Annotated in this window: 19 protein-coding genes and 3 pseudogenes; 8 read left to right on the forward strand and 14 right to left on the reverse strand. The window is 42.2% G+C overall.

The features are described from left to right. The first annotated feature begins 8 nt into the window (after positions 1-8). Entirely contained in the window at positions 9-1,832 is a 1,824-nt protein-coding gene (locus FIV01_RS17065) for a M4 family metallopeptidase (protein ID WP_152432184.1), read from the forward strand. Between the two features lie 46 nt (positions 1,833-1,878). Here FIV01_RS17065 and FIV01_RS17070 read toward each other — a convergent pair whose 3' ends face one another. The 3 genes and pseudogenes from FIV01_RS17070 to FIV01_RS20955 all read right to left on the reverse strand — a co-directional run. Further along, on the reverse strand, positions 1,879-2,130 hold the full coding sequence (locus FIV01_RS17070) for a DUF2999 family protein (RefSeq protein ID WP_152432185.1): 252 nt from the start codon (positions 2,128-2,130) through the stop codon (positions 1,879-1,881). 160 nt (positions 2,131-2,290) lie between these two features. Beyond that, the gene (locus tag FIV01_RS20950; protein WP_425510245.1) at positions 2,291-2,710 is read right to left on the reverse strand and encodes a methyl-accepting chemotaxis protein; all 420 of its coding nucleotides are present in this window, start codon (positions 2,708-2,710) and stop codon (positions 2,291-2,293) included. Positions 2,711-2,833: 123 nt separating this feature from the next. Beyond that, a pseudogene (locus tag FIV01_RS20955) lies at positions 2,834-3,601 on the reverse strand (PAS domain-containing protein); the annotation flags it as partial. Between the two features lie 110 nt (positions 3,602-3,711). Between FIV01_RS20955 and FIV01_RS17080 the strand changes: the two are divergent. Next, positions 3,712-3,923 (forward strand): annotated as a pseudogene (locus FIV01_RS17080) (transposase); the annotation flags it as partial. A 171-nt stretch (positions 3,924-4,094) separates the two neighbouring features. Next, positions 4,095-5,186 (forward strand): mechanosensitive ion channel family protein, encoded by a 1,092-nt coding sequence (locus FIV01_RS17085; protein ID WP_152432187.1) that lies wholly within the window; start codon positions 4,095-4,097, stop codon positions 5,184-5,186. Positions 5,187-5,252: 66 nt separating this feature from the next. On the opposite strand, the gene FIV01_RS17090 is transcribed toward FIV01_RS17085, so the two are convergent. The 3 genes from FIV01_RS17090 to aroG all read right to left on the reverse strand — a co-directional run bounded on the left by FIV01_RS17090 (position 5,253) and on the right by aroG (position 8,782). Continuing rightward, positions 5,253-5,867 carry a fumarylacetoacetate hydrolase family protein gene (locus FIV01_RS17090; RefSeq protein ID WP_152432188.1) on the reverse strand — a complete coding sequence of 205 codons (615 nt, stop codon included), beginning with the start codon at positions 5,865-5,867 and terminating at the stop codon, positions 5,253-5,255. A 169-nt stretch (positions 5,868-6,036) separates the two neighbouring features. Further along, positions 6,037-7,041, reverse strand: a complete 1,005-nt coding sequence (locus tag FIV01_RS17095; RefSeq protein ID WP_152432189.1) for a porin — start codon at positions 7,039-7,041, stop codon at positions 6,037-6,039. Between the two features lie 688 nt (positions 7,042-7,729). Continuing rightward, positions 7,730-8,782, reverse strand: a complete 1,053-nt coding sequence (gene aroG, locus FIV01_RS17100; protein WP_152432190.1) for a 3-deoxy-7-phosphoheptulonate synthase AroG — start codon at positions 8,780-8,782, stop codon at positions 7,730-7,732. Positions 8,783-9,089: 307 nt separating this feature from the next. On the opposite strand from aroG, the gene FIV01_RS17105 reads away from it, so the two are divergent. The 4 genes and pseudogenes from FIV01_RS17105 (at position 9,090) to FIV01_RS17120 (ending at position 12,422) form a co-directional block, all read left to right on the forward strand. Beyond that, positions 9,090-9,809 (forward strand): amino acid ABC transporter ATP-binding protein, encoded by a 720-nt coding sequence (locus FIV01_RS17105; RefSeq protein WP_152432191.1) that lies wholly within the window; start codon positions 9,090-9,092, stop codon positions 9,807-9,809. After that, entirely contained in the window at positions 9,806-10,606 is an 801-nt protein-coding gene (locus tag FIV01_RS17110) for an amino acid ABC transporter permease (RefSeq protein WP_152432192.1), read from the forward strand. Before FIV01_RS17105 ends, FIV01_RS17110 begins: the two co-directional genes overlap by 4 nt. A gap of 95 nt (positions 10,607-10,701) precedes the next feature. Beyond that, a pseudogene (locus FIV01_RS17115) lies at positions 10,702-11,436 on the forward strand (transporter substrate-binding domain-containing protein); the annotation flags it as partial. 74 nt (positions 11,437-11,510) lie between these two features. Beyond that, positions 11,511-12,422: an amino acid ABC transporter permease gene (locus FIV01_RS17120; protein ID WP_415846744.1), complete on the forward strand. Its 912-nt coding sequence runs from the start codon at positions 11,511-11,513 to the stop codon at positions 12,420-12,422. A gap of 19 nt (positions 12,423-12,441) precedes the next feature. Here FIV01_RS17120 and cyoE read toward each other — a convergent pair whose 3' ends face one another. From cyoE to FIV01_RS17140, 4 genes are all read right to left on the reverse strand, one after another. Then, positions 12,442-13,338, reverse strand: a complete 897-nt coding sequence (gene cyoE, locus FIV01_RS17125) for a heme o synthase (RefSeq protein WP_152432195.1) — start codon at positions 13,336-13,338, stop codon at positions 12,442-12,444. Next, a complete protein-coding gene (locus FIV01_RS17130; protein WP_152432196.1) occupies positions 13,335-14,375 on the reverse strand; it encodes a COX15/CtaA family protein in 1,041 nt (346 codons plus the stop codon). The genes cyoE and FIV01_RS17130 overlap by 4 nt, the downstream gene beginning before the upstream one ends. 79 nt (positions 14,376-14,454) lie before the next feature. Next, complete coding sequence (locus tag FIV01_RS17135; protein ID WP_152432197.1) at positions 14,455-15,003, reverse strand: hypothetical protein; 549 nt, start codon at positions 15,001-15,003, stop codon at positions 14,455-14,457. Then, positions 14,993-15,739 carry an SURF1 family protein gene (locus FIV01_RS17140; RefSeq protein ID WP_172971866.1) on the reverse strand — a complete coding sequence of 249 codons (747 nt, stop codon included), beginning with the start codon at positions 15,737-15,739 and terminating at the stop codon, positions 14,993-14,995. The genes FIV01_RS17135 and FIV01_RS17140 overlap by 11 nt, the downstream gene beginning before the upstream one ends. Between FIV01_RS17140 and FIV01_RS17145 the strand changes: the two genes are divergently transcribed. After that, positions 15,738-15,977: a DUF2909 domain-containing protein gene (locus FIV01_RS17145; RefSeq protein WP_152432198.1), complete on the forward strand. Its 240-nt coding sequence runs from the start codon at positions 15,738-15,740 to the stop codon at positions 15,975-15,977. The genes FIV01_RS17140 and FIV01_RS17145 overlap by 2 nt on opposite strands. Positions 15,978-15,982: 5 nt before the next feature. Here the strand turns inward: FIV01_RS17145 and FIV01_RS17150 are convergent, their stop codons facing one another. Genes FIV01_RS17150 through coxB form a run of 4 tightly spaced genes read right to left on the reverse strand, consistent with a single transcriptional unit; the run spans position 15,983 to position 20,272 of the window. Beyond that, positions 15,983-16,867 (reverse strand): cytochrome c oxidase subunit 3, encoded by an 885-nt coding sequence (locus tag FIV01_RS17150; protein WP_152432199.1) that lies wholly within the window; start codon positions 16,865-16,867, stop codon positions 15,983-15,985. Further along, positions 16,864-17,466 carry a cytochrome c oxidase assembly protein gene (locus FIV01_RS17155; RefSeq protein WP_152432200.1) on the reverse strand — a complete coding sequence of 201 codons (603 nt, stop codon included), beginning with the start codon at positions 17,464-17,466 and terminating at the stop codon, positions 16,864-16,866. The genes FIV01_RS17150 and FIV01_RS17155 overlap by 4 nt, the downstream gene beginning before the upstream one ends. An 8-nt stretch (positions 17,467-17,474) precedes the next feature. Then, positions 17,475-19,121 carry a cytochrome c oxidase subunit I gene (ctaD, locus tag FIV01_RS17160; RefSeq protein ID WP_152432201.1) on the reverse strand — a complete coding sequence of 549 codons (1,647 nt, stop codon included), beginning with the start codon at positions 19,119-19,121 and terminating at the stop codon, positions 17,475-17,477. Further along, entirely contained in the window at positions 19,118-20,272 is a 1,155-nt protein-coding gene (gene coxB / locus FIV01_RS17165; RefSeq protein ID WP_152432202.1) for a cytochrome c oxidase subunit II, read from the reverse strand. The genes ctaD and coxB overlap by 4 nt, the downstream gene beginning before the upstream one ends. Positions 20,273-20,365 lie beyond the last annotated feature (93 nt).

Below are 20,365 nucleotides of genomic sequence, written 5' to 3' on the forward strand. Positions count from 1 at the left end.
AAAGTAAAATGAAACAACATCAGACACTTTGGCTAATCGCCGCTGGATTAGGAGTTAGCCTACCAGCAACGGCAGCACAGATGATTACCGTTAAAAACGATGCATTACTGCAAGAGACACTCAAAGCCCAGTCAACCAGTGTTGTACCTATGGAGACTGGCTTTTCTGAAGTTAAGCGAGTGGTTTTGCCCAATGGAAAAGTAAAAGTCCGCTACCAGCAGACTTACATGGGCCTTCCAGTATTCAACACGTCTGTCGTCGCCACCCAGAACAAAACGAGTCAAAGTGAAGTACATGGCATAATGATGCAAGGGATCAGTGGTGATGTCACAACACCATCTCCTGCACTAGATGCAAAACAAGCGATTTCAGCCGCCAAGAATGCTTTTAAAAGAAAGTCTTTAGTCGAGTCGGATGCACCAATAGAAAATACTAAATCTGAATTAATGGTTTGGCTGGATGAGTCAAATACGGCAAAAGTGGTCTACATGGTAGATTTCTTTGTTGCCGCTCAAGTTCCACAGCGTCCGTTTTACTTTATTGATGCTAACACAGGCGAAGTACTCAAGCATTGGCGTGGATTGAATCATGCACAAGCTGCAGGGACAGGGCCTGGTGGGAACGAAAAAACGGGTCAATACAACTTTGGTTCTGACTATCCTGGCTTTGTAATAAGCAAATCTGGTAACACTTGTATCATGAATAACGATGCAGTTAAAACCGTGGACCTCAATGGTCGTACATCAGGCAGTACAGCCTATAGCTATTCATGTAATGATGACTCGAATTTTAACGACCATAAGTTTGTAAATGGCGCTTATTCACCGCTCAATGATGCTCACTACTTTGGTAAAGTTGTCTTTGATATGTACAAAGACTGGATGAACACGGCCCCGTTAACTTTCCAACTTACCATGCGAGTTCACTACGGTAATAGTTATGAGAATGCTTTTTGGAATGGCACATCAATGACATTCGGAGACGGCAAAAATAGATTTTATCCCTTAGTAGACATAAATGTTAGTGCACACGAAGTGAGTCATGGGTTTACGGAACAAAACTCTGGTTTGGTTTATGCGAATATGTCTGGCGGTATGAATGAAGCCTTCTCTGATATTGCCGGCGAGGCAGCAGAATATTATATGAAAGGCTCTGTTGATTGGATTGTGGGAGCTGATATCTTTAAGTCTCAAGGAGGACTACGTTATTTTGATCAGCCTTCTAGGGACGGACGTTCAATAGATCATGCATCAGATTATTACAATGGTTTAAATGTTCATTACTCTAGCGGTGTCTTTAATCGTGCTTTCTACCTATTAGCAAATAAAGCTGGCTGGGATGTTCGTAAAGGTTTTGAAATCTTCACTCTTGCAAACCAAATGTATTGGACGGCAAATAGTACCTTTGACGAAGGTGGCTGTGGCGTAGCCAAGGCTGCATCAGATATGGGGTATCCTGTGGCCGATGTAGAAGATGCATTTAACACAGTAGGTGTGAATGCATCTTGTGGGGCTACCCCTCCTCCAACTGATAACGTGTTAGTCAAGGGTACTCCTGTAACGAATTTGTCGGGTGCACGACTTTCTGAGACCTTCTATACCTTTAGTGTTGAGTCGGCTTCAAATGCTGTTGTCTCTATGTCTGGTGGAAGTGGTGACGCCGACCTATATGTAAAAGCGGGAAGCAAACCGTCAACTAATAGTTTTGATTGTCGACCATACAAATACGGTAATAATGAGCAGTGCACTGTTTCAGCAGCACCAGGTATGACTTACCATGTTATGGTTCGTGCTTATAGCAGTTACTCTGGTGTGACGCTCAGATTAGACTAGTAAGAGGGATGTAAATGAAGGGCTCCTTACTAGGAGCCCTTCTTCATTATTGGTGTAATTTACTTTTTGCTTGCTCGACTTTTGAAAAGTCTAACCCAAGTTCTTCCACTGCATCTTTTATTAACTGTGGGTTTTGCATGACTTGACCCATTAAAACTTGCAGTTGATCTTGAGGCAGCCCAAGTTCCCCTATGCTGGACATCGCAGCGAGAGGGTTTTGTGTTAGTGTTTCGAACAGGTCGTTGATTTGCTCATTACTAATGCCGTGGGTTTTTAGCAATTCAATTATTGGGTTCATGTTTCACCTATAGATTCGGTATAAAGATTGTAAAAGTGTATCACTCCCCTCGGTTTTGTTGAATGTCTAACTCTAGCTAAAAAAGCAAAGCCGAATACAACCAATACAGCAATAATCACTGGCCAAGCTGCTGTATTAAGGAGCAGTATTTTCTTTCCCGTTAAGCATTATTTGCTTTAAAGTTGTTTACTGCAGAGGCAACACTCTCAGCTCCGCTATAGATCTCATCCATGGTACGAGAGACTTCTTCTATACGCGTGCTTGTCTGCTCTGCCACACTGTTCACGTCATTCATTGCTTTGGTCACTTCTTGAGTTAGTGACATATTCTTGTTGACCACTTGAGTAATTTCTTCCGTTGATTCAGAAGTTCTAGAAGCCAGCTGCCTAACTTCATCTGCTACCACGGCAAAGCCTCGACCTTGTTCACCAGCCCTAGCAGCCTCTATTGCAGCGTTTAAGGCGAGTAGGTTGGTTTGATCTGCTATGCCACCTATGGTTTTGACAATTTCTGAAACATCATTGGAGAGAGAGGCAAGCTCCTGAACTTGATCAATTGATTGATTCAGGTTGTGCATCATGGTCTGTGAAATTTTTACTGTGTCTTCTAAAACTCTTTTCCCTTCTTGGGTAACTTGTGATGTCTCTACAGCAGTACTATACGCAATATTTGCAGCATCTGATACTGCTAACTCTCGAGTCACATCATGCGTAATGTCAGAGGCAAACTTGACGACTTTATATACTTTACCCTTATCATCACACACTGGGCTATAAGATGCTTGGATCCAAATTTCTTCACCGTAGTTTGTTTTGCGCAGGAATCGCCCCGAAAACGCTCGACCGTTCGATAAATCTTTCCAAAAGTGAGGATTCTGTTCATAAAAGTCGTCAAAGCAAAACATTTTGTGATGTTTTCCTTGGATTTGATCCAATGTATAGCCAAGAGCGCTAAGAAAGTTATCGTTAGCCTCTATGATTGTCCCGTCTGGTTGGAATTCTATAACGGCGAAATTCTGATGAAGAGCTTGAATGAGATCTTGTTGGGACCTGGCTTTAACCATCTTTTCAGTGACGTCGTTGGCAATTTTTATTACACTCTCGATGTGCCCACTCGCGTCTTTTATTGGAAAGTAGGTTGCCTCAATAATTACTAAATTGCCATCTTTGTTGTAGCGCTCAAACGTGCCTGACTTTACCTTGCCTTTCGCTAGATCATGCCAAAAACTGCGATATTCTTGCGTCTCAGTGTATTTGGAATCGCAAAATATTCTATGGTGCTTCCCTTGGACTTGGTCGAGTTGGTAGCCCATCGCTTCAAGGAATAGTTTGCTAGCGGACTTTATATTTCCATTAGGGTCAAAACGAATTGTGACTAGAGAGTCATTCATTGAATCAACGATTTGTTGGTAGTCATCGCATTTTTCGCTGTTTGTTTGTCCGCTTTCAGCAAGCTTCTTGAAGGGCCACATAGCACCATACTCCTTGGTGATTTTTTTGTCACTAGTAAGTATGATCTGTGTTTAGAGTAAATCAAACTAGACACATAAGATTTTTTAATGCTGTCTTGCTTTGTAGACCTGCTCATGGATTATTGGAAAGAAAGGTAGGTATTTGTAACTACGGAAAATACAGGCTGACTTACGCTCGGGTAGAAGCAGGTAATGTCTCGATTGGCTTACTCAGGCGAAGGGTAAGAGGGGTGAGAGATACAGACTATTTCAAATTGAAGCTCAGACAGACATCGGTTCCCGATACTCACTCAACTTTTACCCAAATATCAAGCTCACCTAAGCGGAGAAGAGCCCTTTTAAGGAACGTGGCGGCGAAACGGTAATAGCTAAACGTAAACTTTCTTTCGTTATTGTACATTTATAAAAGGTTTTGCGCAGAACATAACTAGTTTGATGGACAACATCTCTTTATACTGATGTGTGAGTTTGTAACTATGAGAGCCAATACCTTATGGAGCCTTCACCTCCTCTAACACAGTCCATGATTACATTTTTGCAAAGTTGGAACACTAACTTTTTGTTTATTACCCTAGCAAGTTTCCTTGCTTGGATAGCATGGAGAATTATATATAATCGACTAGAATACCTATCAAAAAAAACCACTTTTGATTGGGATGACTTAACATTAAATGCGCTAAAAACACCCATTAGTGCACTTATATGGTGTTGGCCAGCAACCGTCTCGCTCGACTTTTTTATTCAAGAGCACTTTGGCATCAAGCTTGATTGGCTCAGTACGTTAAAGCTGCCAATTATTATCGCGATACTGGCTTGGATAACAATACGCTTTATTAATAATGTCGAGAGCTTTGTTCTTCAGAAAAAGACGCATGATGAAACCACAGTTCATGCGATCGCTAAAGTCTCACGACTTATCTTCGTCATTATAGGTGCACTCACCATAATGCAAGCTTTTGGGCTTAGCCTATCTGGTTTGTTAACCTTTGGTGGTGTGGGTGGTTTGATAGTCGGTCTTGCCGCAAAAGACTTACTCTCGAATTTTTTTGGCGGTATGATGATTTATTTTGATCGTCCGTTTAAAGTCGGTGATTGGGTTCGCTCTCCCGATCGCCAAATAGAAGGAACGGTTGAACGTATTGGTTGGCGAATGACAATTATTCGAACATTCGAAAAGCGACCTCTCTATATTCCCAACTCTGTTTTCAGCAATATCGTGGTGGAAAACCCTTCACGAATGCTAAATCGCAGGATCAAGGAAACGATTGGAGTACGGTATAGTGACGGCCACAAAGTCGAAAGTATTGTCAATGACATCAAATCGATGCTCCAAAATCACCCAGATATCGATACCAAACAAACATTGATTGTTAATTTCAATGCCTTCGGCCCATCTTCACTTCAAATGCTGGTGTACACATTTACCAAAACGGTGAATTGGGTGCGCTACCACCAAGTGAAAGAAGATGTCCTGCTGCAAATCATGCACATTATTCATCAACATGGCGCCGATATTGCCTTCCCAACTCAAACACTCAAACTGGAAACTTCTGTGACCAACGAAAGTGGTCAAGAGCTTATATGATTTTTTGTGCCCTGCAATCTAATAGAAAACACTTGCAGGGCAATTGGTTACCGAGATTATAGTGCTTTATTGTGCAACCCATTCTACTTCCAATAAAATGTTATTTTGACAGCTTATCCTTCCCAAAAACACATCACCTTGATGCACTTCACCAACACCTTGCGGGGTCCCCGTCATTATGATATCGCCATCCTCTAATTTTGTATAAGTCTGCAGCTCTTCCAATATCGATTGTGGCGAATAAATCATGTCCGCAACCAAACCTTTTTGTACTCGAACACAGTTAATAAATAACTCAACTTGCAAAGACTCAATGTGAACGCCTTCAATTGGAAGAAAACGGCTAAACACTGCCGATCCATCAAACGCCTTCGCACGCTCCCATGGTAGCCCCTTACTTTTGAGCTTTGACTGCAATTCACGTTTAGTTAAATCCAACCCAAACCCTACCGCGCAATATTGCCCGTTCTTAACCAAAAAACAAATCTCACTCTCATAATGAATCCTTTCTCCATGGTAAGAACATAACTGGGAACCTATCGATGAAGGTGGTTTATTAAACACTACCATTTCGTCAGGAACTGAGTTATTCAGCTCTTTAATATGGTCGTGATAGTTTCGACCAATACACAAAATCTTGGTAGGCTGAATTGGGTTACTGCCAAGTTTAACCGAGTTCATGTGCACTCCCTGTTATTATTCACGCAGCTAGATGTTAATAGAAATCTGTATGCCGTCGATACACAGCACCATAAAGATTGAGATAATGCACAAAGTTTATCCGTTGACACAAAAACGCCTATTCAAAGTTGAATAGGCGTTGACACAAATGCGTGTTAAGGCAGTTGAATTATAGGAAGTAACGAGCACCGACAATCCACTTATCATCGTCTTTAGTATCATCGTCATCGTCTCCCAGATCCATCTGGTAGCCAGCAAAAGTTACAAGGCTTGGCGCGACTGTGTACTCAAACTGAATCGCAGACTGGCTGAAGATAGTCTTGCTGGTTTTGTCGTTCTCTACTGCTTCATAGTTAACGCTAACATTGAGACCGTTGTCCATACCATAAGCGAGCAACCCTTCGAGCTGAACTGTTTCTTCTAAAAGATCGTAGAAGTATTCATTCATACCGTAAACTAACGCAGCATAAACACCGGCTCCATATGAACCATAGTTCATAGAGAAGATATGTGAAGTTCCATCTACTATATTATTCCCATTGTCTTCTCTTTCTCCACCTGAGTAGGAATATCCCACACCAAAGCCCATCATTTTCGCACTAAGCGCTACTTGATAACGTGGGTCATTATCTATAAGAACTCCTGTATGTTCGCCCTGCCAACCAAGGCCAAGATTCACCATGCCATCTTCAGCAAGAGCAAATGATTTTCTATAACTCACCATACGCTCGGCACGGGCCCCACCCATGCGATTTTGATTTTCGTATAAGAAATCATTCGCGAAAGCAATTGGATAGTCGGCAACGCCACCCACATCATAGTATGGTGACCATTGAGTACCTACAACCATACGACCCATTTCCTCATGCGTCGCACCAATATAACCAAGTCGAGTTGTAAAAGTCGTATCACCACCATCCAAATAATCAACAGCCCATTCGCCTTTCATATCAACAACGACACCGTTACCGACATCTTGTGTACCTGCGATGTTAATACGCGGAGATACTTGTTCTACCGATACATCATCATCAGATTTGTATTCACCGACACCCACAGAGACGTGGCCGCCAATAGAGAGAGTTGTGCCTTCACTGTTATAAACTTCTGCTGCAAAAGCGTTTGAACCACATGCTGTTGCCGCAACCAAGGCGGCTAATAATTTAATTTTCATAATTTAACGTCCATATAGGGTTATAACCTTTGTTCACATAACACTCAGAAAACCAAGCTTTTTCATGAACATTTATAAAGTAGTACGAAAAAATCAAAAGTGAAGTGCGTATGGTTTCATATTAAAGGAGTAAATTAGTAATCACTGAACTAACAAGAATGTGATTAAGTTTTAACCATCTGAATGATAAGGCTTTTTCTCATTATTGATACTTATGAAATAAAATAAGATCAAGTTCACATTTTTTGAAATTAAATTGGAACTTTTTAGAAAAAGTAGAAAATATCTCTATCAATATAGGTAATTATGGCGCTTTAAGCCCCTTCTCATTTAAATATCATTAGTCAAAATAACAGCTTAAAAAGGTGCTGTATTTATTGTTTCAATAGTTAAAAAGTGACATTTTCATATGGTCCATAACAAGAGGATCATGGAGAACAAAACTGTGAAGTGTTGGAATGTATGTTGGTGAAATCGATTTAGCTTATAAAAAATGTCATCGCAAATTTTCGATATATGATAGGGAGAGGAGCTTGTTGTGATAGGTCAACCTAAATCGACTGTTTATTGTGAGACCGAACCAAAAGCTAAAGACTTTGTTACTGCTAAGTTCTGATACCAGTTCAAAAACTAGAAATAAAAAAGGCAGATCACTCTGCCTTTATCTGTTTCTTTGTATTGTATGAGTTTATCGCTGACGACGCGCTTCTACTGCATCGGCTAGTTGACGAAGAACTTTTTCGGTATCTTGCCAGCCAATGCACGCATCGGTAATTGATTGTCCGTAGGTCTCAGCCTTACCATCAACTAAGTCTTGACGGCCTTCAACCAAGTGTGACTCAATCATCACACCAAAGACTGCATCTTCGCCAGAAGCGATTTGACCAGCCACATCCTCTGCAACTACCATCTGGCGCTGATATTGTTTAGAGCTGTTGGCATGACTAAAGTCAATCATCACTTTTTGCGGCAAGCCCGAAGCTTCTAGCTGAGATTTAATCTCACTCACATGCGCTGCACTATAGTTAGGCTCTTTACCGCCACGCAGAATAATATGGCAATCCGAGTTACCTGCCGTTTCTACAATGGCAGAATGGCCATACTTAGTCACTGATAAGAAGTGGTGTGATGCACTCGCACTTCGAATCGCGTCTGAAGCAATTTTAATATTACCATCGGTTCCGTTCTTAAATCCGACTGGGCAAGAAAGACCTGATGCTAGTTCACGGTGGACCTGAGATTCGGTTGTGCGCGCACCAATCGCACCCCAGCTGATAAGATCTGCCACATACTGAGGCGTTATCATATCAAGAAATTCACTTGCGGTTGGTAGGCCAAGATCCGTCAAATCAAGCAAAAGCTTACGACCAATGCGCAAACCATCATTGATTTTAAATGTGTCATTCATGTAAGGGTCATTAATAAGACCCTTCCAACCTACCGTTGTACGCGGCTTTTCAAAATACACTCGCATCACAACTTCGAGTCTATCACCCAACTCGTCTCGCAAAACTTTCAACCGCTTTCCGTATTCGATTGCCGCTTGTGGATCATGGATCGAGCATGGGCCGACAATCACAAGTAATCTATCATCTTCACCACGAAGAATTTTTGAGATATCTTGACGAGATTGAAAGGTTGTAGAAGACGCTGTCTCAGTAGCAGGAAACTTTTCCAATACCGCTACTGGTGGTAATAACTCTTTAACTTTACTAATTCGTACATCATCGGTCTGGAACATTGCTACGTCTTCCTATTTTTCTTAGCGTGAGTAGTGCACTTCATACATGGCACACTTAAATACTCAAATATCGTCTTGGGCTAGGGTGTAACTTATCTATCAAAAACGAACCTTGCAACCATTTTTTAAAATAAAATGCAATATAGTTTCTATCTTTGATTTATACACCATGCGTAAACTCAAGGTTACATCATGAAAATTATGAGTCAACACAAGCTTTTATCACTCACTTTGTTCAAAGTTAGATGCAATATCGTTATGATCTATGTATGGTAAAAATACAATAATATGCGCACTTGGTTTTTGCATGAATTCAGTCGAATTGATAGATGTTAATAAGCAATATGGAGAGTCAAAAGCCCTCACAGACATTCAATTGTCAGTAAAGAAAGGTGAGAAACTAGTGATCTGTGGCCCTTCAGGGTCTGGAAAATCAACGCTCATAAGAGCTGTCAACGGGCTAGAAAGTATTTCGAAAGGTGTAATTAAAGTCTTAGGGCAACCAATTTCAACTACTCCATCCGATAAAGTTGATATGGTTTTCCAGCATTTCCATCTATTTCCGCACCTTAGTATTCTTGACAACCTGATACTAGCACCAACCCGAACATTGAATCTTTCAAGACGAGAGGCACTCAAAAACGCCATGCATTTCCTCAACCAAGTTGGTATGACCGATCAGGCTGATCAATTTCCAGTTCAGCTATCAAGTGGCCAAAAACAACGTGTGGCTATTGCTCGATCGCTGTGTATGCAACCCGAAGTGCTTCTGTTCGATGAACCAACCGCAGCGCTAGACCCGCAGACAAAACATGACGTCTTGAATATCATTACAGATATCGCCAAATCGGGCATGACCATGATATGCATCACCCACGACGTAAGTTTTGCGCAAAAAATAGCAGACAGAGTGGTATTTATGGAGCAAGGAAAAATAATTGAAGTTGCACCACCAGAACAATTTTTCAATCAACCGCAACATCCGAGAGCTCAACACTTTTTAGATCAGTTCATGAGTCACCAATGATTTTAAAAATGTTTAGGCCTATTGCTTCTGCGCTAGTGCAGATCCTTGTCTTAGTCATCATTTTGGGGTGGGTTCTTGATTCTGGTGCAAAAGCAATGGGCTACCAATGGCAGTGGCAAAGAGTACCTGATTTTATTGCTTTTTATGAACAGGGACAGTGGTGGCCTGCCGAGTTGATTGAAGGTTTGATGGTCACCATAAAAATTTCATTTCTCAGCTTGGTATTTACCTTGTTGATAGGTGTTGCCACTGCTCTACTCAAACTTTCCGATTCTATCATCGGGCGACTATTGGCAACACTTTACATAGAAGTGATTCGTAACACCCCACTCTTAGTGCAAATCTACCTGCTGTATTTTGTCTTTGGTCCTGTTCTAGGCATTGATAGAATAACGAGCGCTATTCTTGCTCTGTCTCTTTTCCAAGGTGCATACACAGCTGAGATCCTAAGAGGTGGTTTGAATGGTATACCACGAGGTCAGTTTGAGGCAGCCTCTTCCCTTGCCCTTGGTCCGTTTGTGACCTTTTACAAAATCATATTCCCGCAGTTGTTACAACGTACGTTGCCGCCTTTAACCAATGAAGTGGTGTCTTTGGTTAAAAACTCTTCTATTGTCAGCGTCATGGCTATTTTTGATTTGACGACAGAAGGGCGCAACATAGTGTCAGAAACGGCTATGCCATTTGAAATATGGTTCACTGTTGCTGCAATATATTTAGCACTCACTCTATCGCTCTCTGGTCTTTCAGTCTGGTTAGAATACAAACTGGGAACTAGCTGGCGCGCGTCAAAATAGGATAGAAAATGAACATATTTAGATATCAAAAGCTCTCAGTTCATAAAATCTGGGCATCATTAATAACAATTATTTCTATAGTAACTCCAATGTATGCTCAAGCTAGTAACACCCCAAACCTAGATGAGATCAATCAAAGAGGTACTTTACGTGTCGGCATGTCAACATTTGTTCCTTGGGCAATGCGTGACAAACAGGGCGAACTAATCGGATTTGAAATTGATGTGGCGAAACGTTTAGCAGCAGACTCAGGTTGGAAAATTAAGTTTGTTCCTACCGCTTGGGATGGCATTATTCCAGCTCTTTTGGCGAAGAAATTTGATGTCATTATTGGCGGAATGAGCATAACGGATGAGCGTTCTAAAAGTGTGCTTTTTACCCAACCCTATTCACATTCTGGTGTTCAAGTTGCTGCTAACAAACAACTAGCTGAAGGGTTTTCGAAAATCAGTGACTTTAATTCAAGACGTATCAAAATTGCAGCACGACGAGGGGCCTTTACCGTTCAAGTCGCCCGTGAGGCTTTCCCGAAAGCAAAAATTCTTCAGTTTGATGACGAGGCTCAAGCCTTTCAGGAAGTTCTAAATGGAAACGCACATGCAGTTATTGCCTCTAGCCCAAAACCCGAACATGAAGCCGTAAAACATGCCAATAGCTTGTTCATCCCCTTCAACCAACGTCTATCAAAAGGCAATGAAGCTTTTGCGGTTCGTTTAGGCGAAACGGATAAGCAAGCTTTCTTTGATCATTGGATCAATGATCGAATTGAAGATGGATGGCTAGAACAGCGCTACGAGTACTGGTTTTCTACATTAGATTGGCAAAAATAAATAAGCTATTGACACCTATCTATTTGTCCCAAAACCTGAGCAGATAATAGTTAGAATGAGACAATGATGTGGATATAACCAAAACCTTAAGCCGGCAAGAGCCTGAAAAGAAGCCTTGCCTAAAATTGAATAGACTGGACTTAGCGATATTGTTTGCCGTCATCATCGCTGGAATTTGGCTATATCACAGATCTGAGGTTGGCATTGAGTATATTTGGCGCTGGAAGGAAGCGGTGATGCTCATTTTTACTCCACGTGCTGACGGCAGCATTCCCTATTTTTTTCAGGGTGTGATCGCGACATTAAGGTTAAGTCTATGGGGGGGGTTTTTAGCACTCCCTATCGGTGTTCTGGTTGGCTTATCACGACATTCCTCTATTTATTTACTGCGCTCTGTAGCCAATATGTACATATTGCTTATCCGCAATATTCCACCGCTTGTCTTCGTATTTATATTTTACTTTTTTATCTCTAATCAGCTCATCCCTGGATTAGGCCTAGACAGTGTATTGCGAGATGGTTCTGAAACGACTCAAATTTGGCAAATTTGGTTGTTTGGACCCAAGCCTCTGTGGGAAAACTTACTTTCGGGTGTCCTGTGTATCAGTATTTTATCTTCGGCTTATATTGCTGAAATCGTTCGTTCAGGTCTGGCAAACATACCAAGAGGTCAATGGGAGGCGGCAGATGCTATCGGACTGTCAATGTGGGCCAAATATCGATTTGTTATCGCACCACAGTTACTCATAACCATTACGCCAGCATTGGCGGGTCAAGCCATATCTTTGGTAAAAGATACGTCTATTGTGTCTCTTATTTCTATTCAAGAAATGACGTTTGTCGGCACCGAAGTGGCAAACTCATCTGGCCTAATCTTTGAAATATGGCTTATCGTTGGCGCTGTTTACTTGATATTTTGTACAACGCTTTCTGCTTTGTTCAAAAGGCTAGAAAAAAAGAGTTTAAGATTCCAAAAATCTCGCTAAAAATTTAAAACAGCTACGCTCATACAAAATAATGATCAACTAATAGAGCTGAGAATAACAGCATCAAATGCCATATTGAAAACTTAAACGTGGTGATTGCCTGATTCTTGGATGGTTCAAATTTTAGCTTCCACGCATGATACATAAATAGAACAGACAGAATAGTTGCGCTCACTAGATAAAACACGCCAGCCATACCTACCAGCACAGGTAATAAACAGACAACAAACAGCAAGATCGTATACAGTAAAATCGAGGTTTTTGTATATTCTTCCCCATGAGTAACTGGCAGCATAGGGATTTCAGCTTTGGCATAATCTTCTTTACGATGGATTGCTAATGCCCAAAAATGAGGTGGTGTCCAAATGAAAATAATCATGACAAGCAGCCATGCATTGGCATGTAGTTCACCCGTCACAGATGTCCACCCGAGCAAAGGAGGCATAGCCCCTGCCATACCTGCAATGACAATATTTTGTGGCGTTTCTCGTTTTAAGTACATAGTATAAATCGCTGCATACCCAAGCAAGCTTGCAAAAGTCAGCCAAGCCGTAAGACCATTAACACCCACGTATAAAACCAAGAACCCAACTAAACCCAAGCCACTGGCGAATACAAACACATTGCTCGTCTGAAGCTCTCCTGACGGTAATGGCCGTTTATATGTCCTCGCCATTATGGCGTCAATTCGCCTATCGATTAAATGGTTAAAGGCTGCAGCTGAACCCGCCATAAAGGCAATCCCGACCAAACCCAGTATGGCTTCCCGTATAGGTAATGCGCCGGGAACCGCTAAACACATACCCACTAAAGCCGTCAGTAGCATCAATGCAACCACTTTAGGTTTGGTCAAGGTCAAATAAACTCGCCATAAGGAGCGCTCTTGTTCGGATACTCGGCTGATAGTGTTATTCATAGCTCTCTCTCCTTGCCGATAAGGTTGGAAGTCGTCAGATCATCAACTACTTCTTTGCGCCATAGTTGAACATTGGCGTGTAAAATAGAGACAAGTAATAAGACCGCAACTAAATTATGCGCAACTGCAATAACCATAGGAAGGCTATACACAACATTGGTGATGCCAAGTCCTATCTGTAACGTCAAGAAGCAACACAATCTCAAAGCCGTCCATTTTAAGCTGGAAATTTTCGTTAGTAGTAAAGAGACTATCAAACACAAAGATACAAGGGTAATCAGCATAGCTCCAAATCTATGCGTGACATGAATAGTCATCCGAGCGCCATAATCAAGCGTACCAAATTCATAACTTGGCTGCTCTGGCTGAATAAAGGTAAATGCACCGTCGAAATCAAGATACTCTTGCCAGTTACCCTCACAAATTGGTAAATCTTTACACATCAAAGCCGCATAGTTAGAAGACGTCCATCCACCAAGCGCAATCTGAATAATGGCCAAGCATAGTGTTATTGAGGCAAGCCACTTAATACCCTTAAGATAAGGCGGTAGCACTTCTTTTTTCGAACTAACTTTATCCGACAACTGCCAATATAGAAGTGAAAGTAAACAAAATAGCGTAAAGCCGCCAAGAAGGTGCCCCATAACGACAATCGGCATCAATTTCATCGTAACTGTCCACATACCCAGCAAAGCCTGAAAAATTACAACAACAGATAGGGTAATAGGCAATACATTCGATACTTTATCATGCTTAAAAGCTTTTGCAGAAATAGCAAAAATCAGCAGACCTAAAGTTCCAGCAAAATATCGATGGATCATCTCAAGCCAAGCTTTGTTGGCTTCAATAGTTAAATCAGGATAGAGAGACTTAGCTAGTGCAATTTCATGTTGTTCATCAGGCACTGTCAAATGGCCATAACACCCTGGCCAATCTGGGCACCCAAGCCCTGCATCCGCCAATCGAGTATAAGCACCCAATAAAATAACAATAAATGTCATGACTAAGGTGACACGAACTAAATTGGTCAATCCCATAACCAAACTCCTTCCATGAAGACTCACTCAACCAGTGAGAGTTGCACTACCAAAAAGACAAGAAACATCGGAAACTGGTTTATCCTACTCTGGATAACTTCAGCAACTTACGTAAATCGGTTAAAATATCTTTGCTTTGATTCACCAAATCGCCTTCACGTTCGACCATCGGATAACGCATTACCAATTGCCCCAGAGGATCCACAATAACTAACTCAAAATCCGAGATTAGATTATGAAATGCATCATTTATCTCAATACGCTGAAATGAGCTCTTATCTATAGCCACACGATCGCTTACCTCAGACAACAAAAGCACTGGAGTGACACGACTTTGATATTTACCTAAGGCAATATGACTTTGACCAAGCAAATGAACCTGCTGGTAACAAAACTCATTGCACTTGGCTGGAACTACATATCCCAGTTGCCATTGCCGACCTGCATAGGGATTATTGACCCCTAGGTTTTCATAGCTTTGTTTGGGGTCAATAAGTTGTCCTTTGTTGGTCACGCCGGACTCATACCATTGGTTTACCAAAAAAAATTTGGCGACTACCGCTGGCAGAGCAAAGAAAGTCAACAAAGCTACGAGCATCACCCTACCCCGAACAACCTTACTCACCATTTTGCTTCTCCCTTCTCCTGAACGACCTAACTAGGACCCCAAATATTAAAATTAGTAATGCTATTGCCATACTAAACCACTGCACGGCATAGCCCAGATGTTTACTTGAACTGAGGGGCAGAGGCTGCCAAGGCTGAGGATAAGGCCAACCGTCTACCAAGGGTTGGAGTAAATAAGGTTCAATATCTTTTCCCCAAAGTTCACCAAGCTCTTCAATGTTCAAATTTTGAATTCTATTTTGCCTGCCAGTTTCTAAGTAGAGTCTGTCACTTAGTGGATTCACTGAGCGTTGATATAACCGCGCAACAAGCGATATTGGCGTAGATATCCAGGAAACCTTGGGGAGTTTGGAACGTTCCTTCCCAGCAGGTATGAACCCTCTTTCGAGTAATACAGCTATTCCGGTCTCTGATTCCATAAGCTGGTAGGCAAGATAGCCCACTTCTCCCTTAAAAACTTGGTTATCAAGTAGCAAATATTTGTCTGCAATAGGTGCTAACTCTGCAATAACTTTAACCCCGGTCCAGTATTCAACACCTACCGAATGTAATTCGTCTAATGAAGCAACTGAAGATTGATCGCGCCTTAATAACTCATGCTCAATTTCAGCTTTCTCTTTGTACCGTCCAAATTGCCAAAAACCTAGGTTGACCAAAATCGAAAATACAACCAAAGTTAAGATCATCCCCACCCAAACTGAACCACTTTTCAACGACATAAATAGGGAAGACGTCATGGTATTGATCTTTAAATCGCTATTGGTATTGCTACTGCTTTTTGTCATTATAAATCTCGCAAAAGCGATGTTCGAAATGGTCAAAGGTCCTCAAGCTGATGAAGAGGGCAACACTGATAACAACAAACCCATGAGTCATTACCTTGGACGACGAGTGCTTCTTTCCGCTCTGGCCGTAACCCTTCTCATAGCCGCTCTTTTAACCGGAGTTATTGAGCCTAATTCACGCCCCTATTAGTCAACTTAAAGCACATAAACAAACACAAACAAGCTTAGCCAAACAACATCGACAAAATGCCAATACCAACTTCCTGCTTGAAATGCGAAATGATCTTTAGGTGTGAAGTGGTCTTTGGCTATACGAGCCAACAGTATGGTCAGAATAATCGTTCCCAACAATACATGCATACCGTGAAAGCCAGTAAGTAAGAAGAAGGTATTACCATACACTCCTGACTGTAGCGTGAGGTCTAAATCTTGATAAGCATGAACATACTCAACACCTTGGTAATAGAGGAAGAATCCAGCAAGTACGATTGTCAGCTCAAGCCAAACAATCAAAGCCATACGCTTATTTTGCTCTAAACTGATATGAGCCATGTGCAACGTCACTGAAGAGAGCAGCAATATTATGGTGTTTGCCAAGGGAATACCTTGCCAACCCATAGCTTGTGTCGTTGTTCCATCTGGTGTTGTGGTCAATGGCCAAAGTGCTTCAAATGCCGGCCATAGCACCTCATGAGTCATCGCATTGTTACTTGCACCGCCAAGCCAAGGTACAGAAATCATCCTAGCGTAAAACAGTGCTCCGAAAAAGGCGCCAAAAAACATGATTTCAGAGAAAATAAACCAACTCATGCCTTGCCTAAATGACCGTGACATTTGATCTGAATATTTCCCTTCCATGGACTCTGTAATAACACTACTAAACCAGCCAGCAAACATGTAGAGAAGAAATAGGAAGCCAGAAAGCAGTATAAACTTACCAAATATACTACCTCCACCACCTTCCGCCATATTCTGTACAGTTAACCCTGCACCAACGGCAATCAAAAATAGTGAAACGGCGCCAACAATTGGCCAACTACTTTGTGCCGGAACATAATAAGCTTGCTTTTTTGAACTCACGGCTTCGCTCCTTGCTGTATGAGATTGCCACTAGGTTCAACTCGCGCCACTTCTACAGACTGAGGAACCTTATTTGTAATATCATAAAGGGTGTAAGACAGTGTTAGCGTATGTATCGTATCTGGAATATCAGGCTCAATGTAGAAAATCAGGGGCATTTCTGCCGTAGCGAGACTTTCCAGAGGTTGATGGTTAAAACAAAAACATTCAATTTTATTAAAGTACGACGCCCCAAGCCCAGGAGAGACGGAAGGAACCGCTTGCCCAATTATCGCAGTCGGTGAATTGTTTTTAGCGACAAATGCTGTCTGAATCACCTGACCTGGATGCACATCTAAATATTGCTCCTCAGGTTTAAACTCCCAAGGGATACCCTGATTAAGATGTGCCATAAATTCGACTCTGATGACTCGACTGGTATCTGGCACCATGCCTTGTGGTTGTATCGACGCTTCGCTGTTTGTCTTGCCGTTAATCCCCAAGGTATCACACATCACATCGTAAAGAGGCACGAGTGCAAATCCAAAACCAAACATAGCCAATACAGCCACTAATAACTTTAGCGTAAGTTTGTTATTTGATTGCGCTTGCTCATCCATCGGGCCCCCTAATCAACTTTCGGCGGTGTTGAAAAGGTATGATGAGGAGCAGGACTTGGGACTGTCCATTCCAAGCCTTCCGCTCTATCCCAAACTTTTGCCTCTGCTTTTTCTCCTCCTCGAATACATTTAATCACTACCCAGAGGAAAATTAGCTGAGACAAACCAAAAGCAAAACCACCAATCGACACTATCTGATTGATGTCGGCAAACTGAATTGCATAATCGGGGATGCGTCGCGGCATTCCGGCTAATCCAACAAAATGCATCGGGAAAAACAAGACATTAACCGAGATAACAGAGCACCAGAAATGCCACAAGCTCAGTCGGTTATCGTACATATGGCCTGTCCATTTAGGTAGCCAATAGTAAGCGGCCGCCATAATGGAGAACACAGCACCAGAAACCAGAACGTAATGAAAATGTGCAACGACAAAATAAGTATCATGATACTGAAAATCGGCAGGAACAATCGCTAGCATGAGGCCGGAAAACCCACCAATTGTAAACAGTATAATAAACGCAATGGTAAACAACATGGGGGTTTCGAACGTCATTGCGCCGCGCCACATAGTCGCAACCCAGTTAAAGACTTTAACCCCCGTCGGCACCGCAATTAACATGGTGCAATACATGAAGAAAAGCTCTGCGAATACCGGCATTCCCGTTGTAAACATATGATGTGCCCACACTAAGAAAGACAATAAAGCAATGCTACAGGTAGCGTAAACCATCGAGTGATAACCAAAGAGTTTTTTTCCACTAAACGCGGGAATAATGGCTGAGACTATCCCAAAAGACGGCAATATCATGATATACACTTCTGGATGACCAAAGAACCAGAAGATGTGCTGGAACATCACTGGGTCTCCTCCCCCAGCCGCATCAAAAAACGATGTCCCAAAGTATTTATCCGTTAGCACCATGGTCACTGCCCCTGCCAATACAGGCATCACAGCAATAAGTAAGAAAGCGGTAATCAACCAAGTCCAAACAAACATTGGCATTTTAAACCAAGTCATACCAGGAGCTCTCATGTTTACAATAGTCACTATGACATTGATTGCTCCCATGATAGAACTGATCCCCATAATATGAACCGCAAACACAAACAGAGCAGTGCTGTCTGGACCATAAGTTGTAGAGAGCGGTGCGTAAAAAGTCCAACCAAAATCCGGGCCGCCACCCTCAGTAAACAGTGAAGCCAGCAAAATCAAGAAGGCAAAAGGTAAAATCCAAAAACTGAGGTTGTTCATTCTTGGTAAGGCCATATCAGGCGCACCAATCATAAGGGGAATCATCCAGTTTGCTAAGCCGGTGAAAGCAGGCATCACAGCACCAAAAACCATGATCAGACCATGCACTGTGGTCATTTGATTGAAAAACTGTGGCTCCACGAGCTGTAATCCGGGCTGAAATAGCTCTGCACGAATGATCATCGCCATAGCACCGCCAGTGAGAAACATAATAAAGCTAAACCAAAGGTAAAGTGTCCCGATGTCCTTATGGTTAGTCGAGTATATCCATCGCGCTATCCCTTGAGGCGCATCATGATGGTCATGACCATCAAGAGCGATGGTACTGTTGGCGCCAACGAGTTCCGCATCTGTCGCTGGTGCTGATTTTACGCTTTCGGTAGGTTTGGACGTTTTCATTGTCCCTCCTTGGCAGCTTTAAATGCATTCACATCGGATGCCTGTACAAGATCACCCATGCTGTTTCCTAATCCATTTCTCTGATATGTCACAACCGCAGCAATTTCTTTATCGGACAATTGGTTGGCGAACGACTGCATGGCTGTACCTGAGCGGCCGTTAACGATAATATCGATGTGATTTGAGACTTTCCCTGTTGCAATCTTACTGCCCGTAATTGCCGGAAATGCACCGGGTATACCAGCCCCACTCGCTTGGTGACAAACCGCACATCGGTCAATGTAAATCTTTCCGCCAATCGACATTAAATCTTCTTTAGATAATGATGCGGTGAGAGAAGCCGCCGCTTCTTGCTTCGCTTTTTCTATTTCAGCTTTTTTTGCTAATAGCCAAGCGTCATAGTCTTCTTCTTCCATCGCTTGAACAACTATCGGCATAAAGCCATGAGCTCGACCACACAATTCCGCACATTGACCTCTGTAAATACCCGGTTTGTCTATACGGGTCCACGCTTCGTTAATAAAGCCAGGAATGGTATCCTTTTTCACAGCAAAGTCTGGAACCCACCAAGAATGAATCACATCATCAGACGTCATCAAGAATCGTACTTTTCTATTAATGGGTAAAACAAGAGGGTTATCGACTTCGAGCAGATAGTGAGCACCTTTGTCTTCAATACCTTCTATCTCTTTTTGGCTGGTCGCCAGCAAACTGAAGAAGTCTACTTCTTCACCAAAATAACTATAGTGCCACTTCCACTGCGAACCAGTGATTTTAACCGTCAAATCGGATTGAGAAGTGTCCTCCATCGCAACGAGAGTGCGAGTGGCCGGAATCGCCATTAGGACCAAAATAATGATGGGAATGACAGTCCAAATGACCTCAACTTTTGTGCTTTCATGAAAGTTTGCGGCTACAGCGCCTTTAGACTTTCTGTGGTGATACATGGAGTAGAACATCGCCCCAAAAACCACAACCGCGATAGCACAACAGATGTAAAATATTAGCATGTGCAAGTCATAGACCTGACTGCTGATTTCGGTTACACCTTGAGTCATATTCAATGAGGACTGTTCAGCACTCACTTGTGTAGCAAAACCGAGTAAAAACACATTGATCAGTTGCCACAGTATTACCTGTAATCTTTTCAAAAGATCTCTCCTCTTTCTTGAGGCATCATCTATGACGATTTCACCAATACGCCTACAACTTGCTGACGCAAAAAAGTCCTATTGGGCAAATGG

This window comes from Vibrio aquimaris (genome assembly GCF_009363415.1).
GTDB lineage: Bacteria > Pseudomonadota > Gammaproteobacteria > Enterobacterales > Vibrionaceae > Vibrio > Vibrio aquimaris.

Coding starts and splice junctions, on each gene's coding strand:
- cyoE (WP_152432195.1), bottom strand. CDS start 13,338: ATGAATAACACTATCAGCCGAGTATCCGAACAAGAGCGCTCCTTATGG.
- FIV01_RS20950 (WP_425510245.1), bottom strand. CDS start 2,710: ATGATGCACAACCTGAATCAATCAATTGATCAAGTTCAGGAGCTTGCC.
- FIV01_RS17085 (WP_152432187.1), top strand. CDS start 4,095: ATGGAGCCTTCACCTCCTCTAACACAGTCCATGATTACATTTTTGCAA.
- FIV01_RS17110 (WP_152432192.1), top strand. CDS start 9,806: ATGATTTTAAAAATGTTTAGGCCTATTGCTTCTGCGCTAGTGCAGATC.
- ctaD (WP_152432201.1), bottom strand. CDS start 19,121: ATGAAAACGTCCAAACCTACCGAAAGCGTAAAATCAGCACCAGCGACA.
- aroG (WP_152432190.1), bottom strand. CDS start 8,782: ATGTTCCAGACCGATGATGTACGAATTAGTAAAGTTAAAGAGTTATTA.
- FIV01_RS17065 (WP_152432184.1), top strand. CDS start 9: ATGAAACAACATCAGACACTTTGGCTAATCGCCGCTGGATTAGGAGTT.
- FIV01_RS17105 (WP_152432191.1), top strand. CDS start 9,090: ATGAATTCAGTCGAATTGATAGATGTTAATAAGCAATATGGAGAGTCA.
- FIV01_RS17070 (WP_152432185.1), bottom strand. CDS start 2,130: ATGAACCCAATAATTGAATTGCTAAAAACCCACGGCATTAGTAATGAG.
- FIV01_RS17135 (WP_152432197.1), bottom strand. CDS start 15,003: ATGGTGAGTAAGGTTGTTCGGGGTAGGGTGATGCTCGTAGCTTTGTTG.
- FIV01_RS17140 (WP_172971866.1), bottom strand. CDS start 15,739: ATGACGTCTTCCCTATTTATGTCGTTGAAAAGTGGTTCAGTTTGGGTG.
- FIV01_RS17130 (WP_152432196.1), bottom strand. CDS start 14,375: ATGGGATTGACCAATTTAGTTCGTGTCACCTTAGTCATGACATTTATT.
- FIV01_RS17095 (WP_152432189.1), bottom strand. CDS start 7,041: ATGAAAATTAAATTATTAGCCGCCTTGGTTGCGGCAACAGCATGTGGT.
- FIV01_RS17090 (WP_152432188.1), bottom strand. CDS start 5,867: ATGAACTCGGTTAAACTTGGCAGTAACCCAATTCAGCCTACCAAGATT.
- FIV01_RS17145 (WP_152432198.1), top strand. CDS start 15,738: ATGGTATTGATCTTTAAATCGCTATTGGTATTGCTACTGCTTTTTGTC.
- FIV01_RS17155 (WP_152432200.1), bottom strand. CDS start 17,466: ATGGATGAGCAAGCGCAATCAAATAACAAACTTACGCTAAAGTTATTA.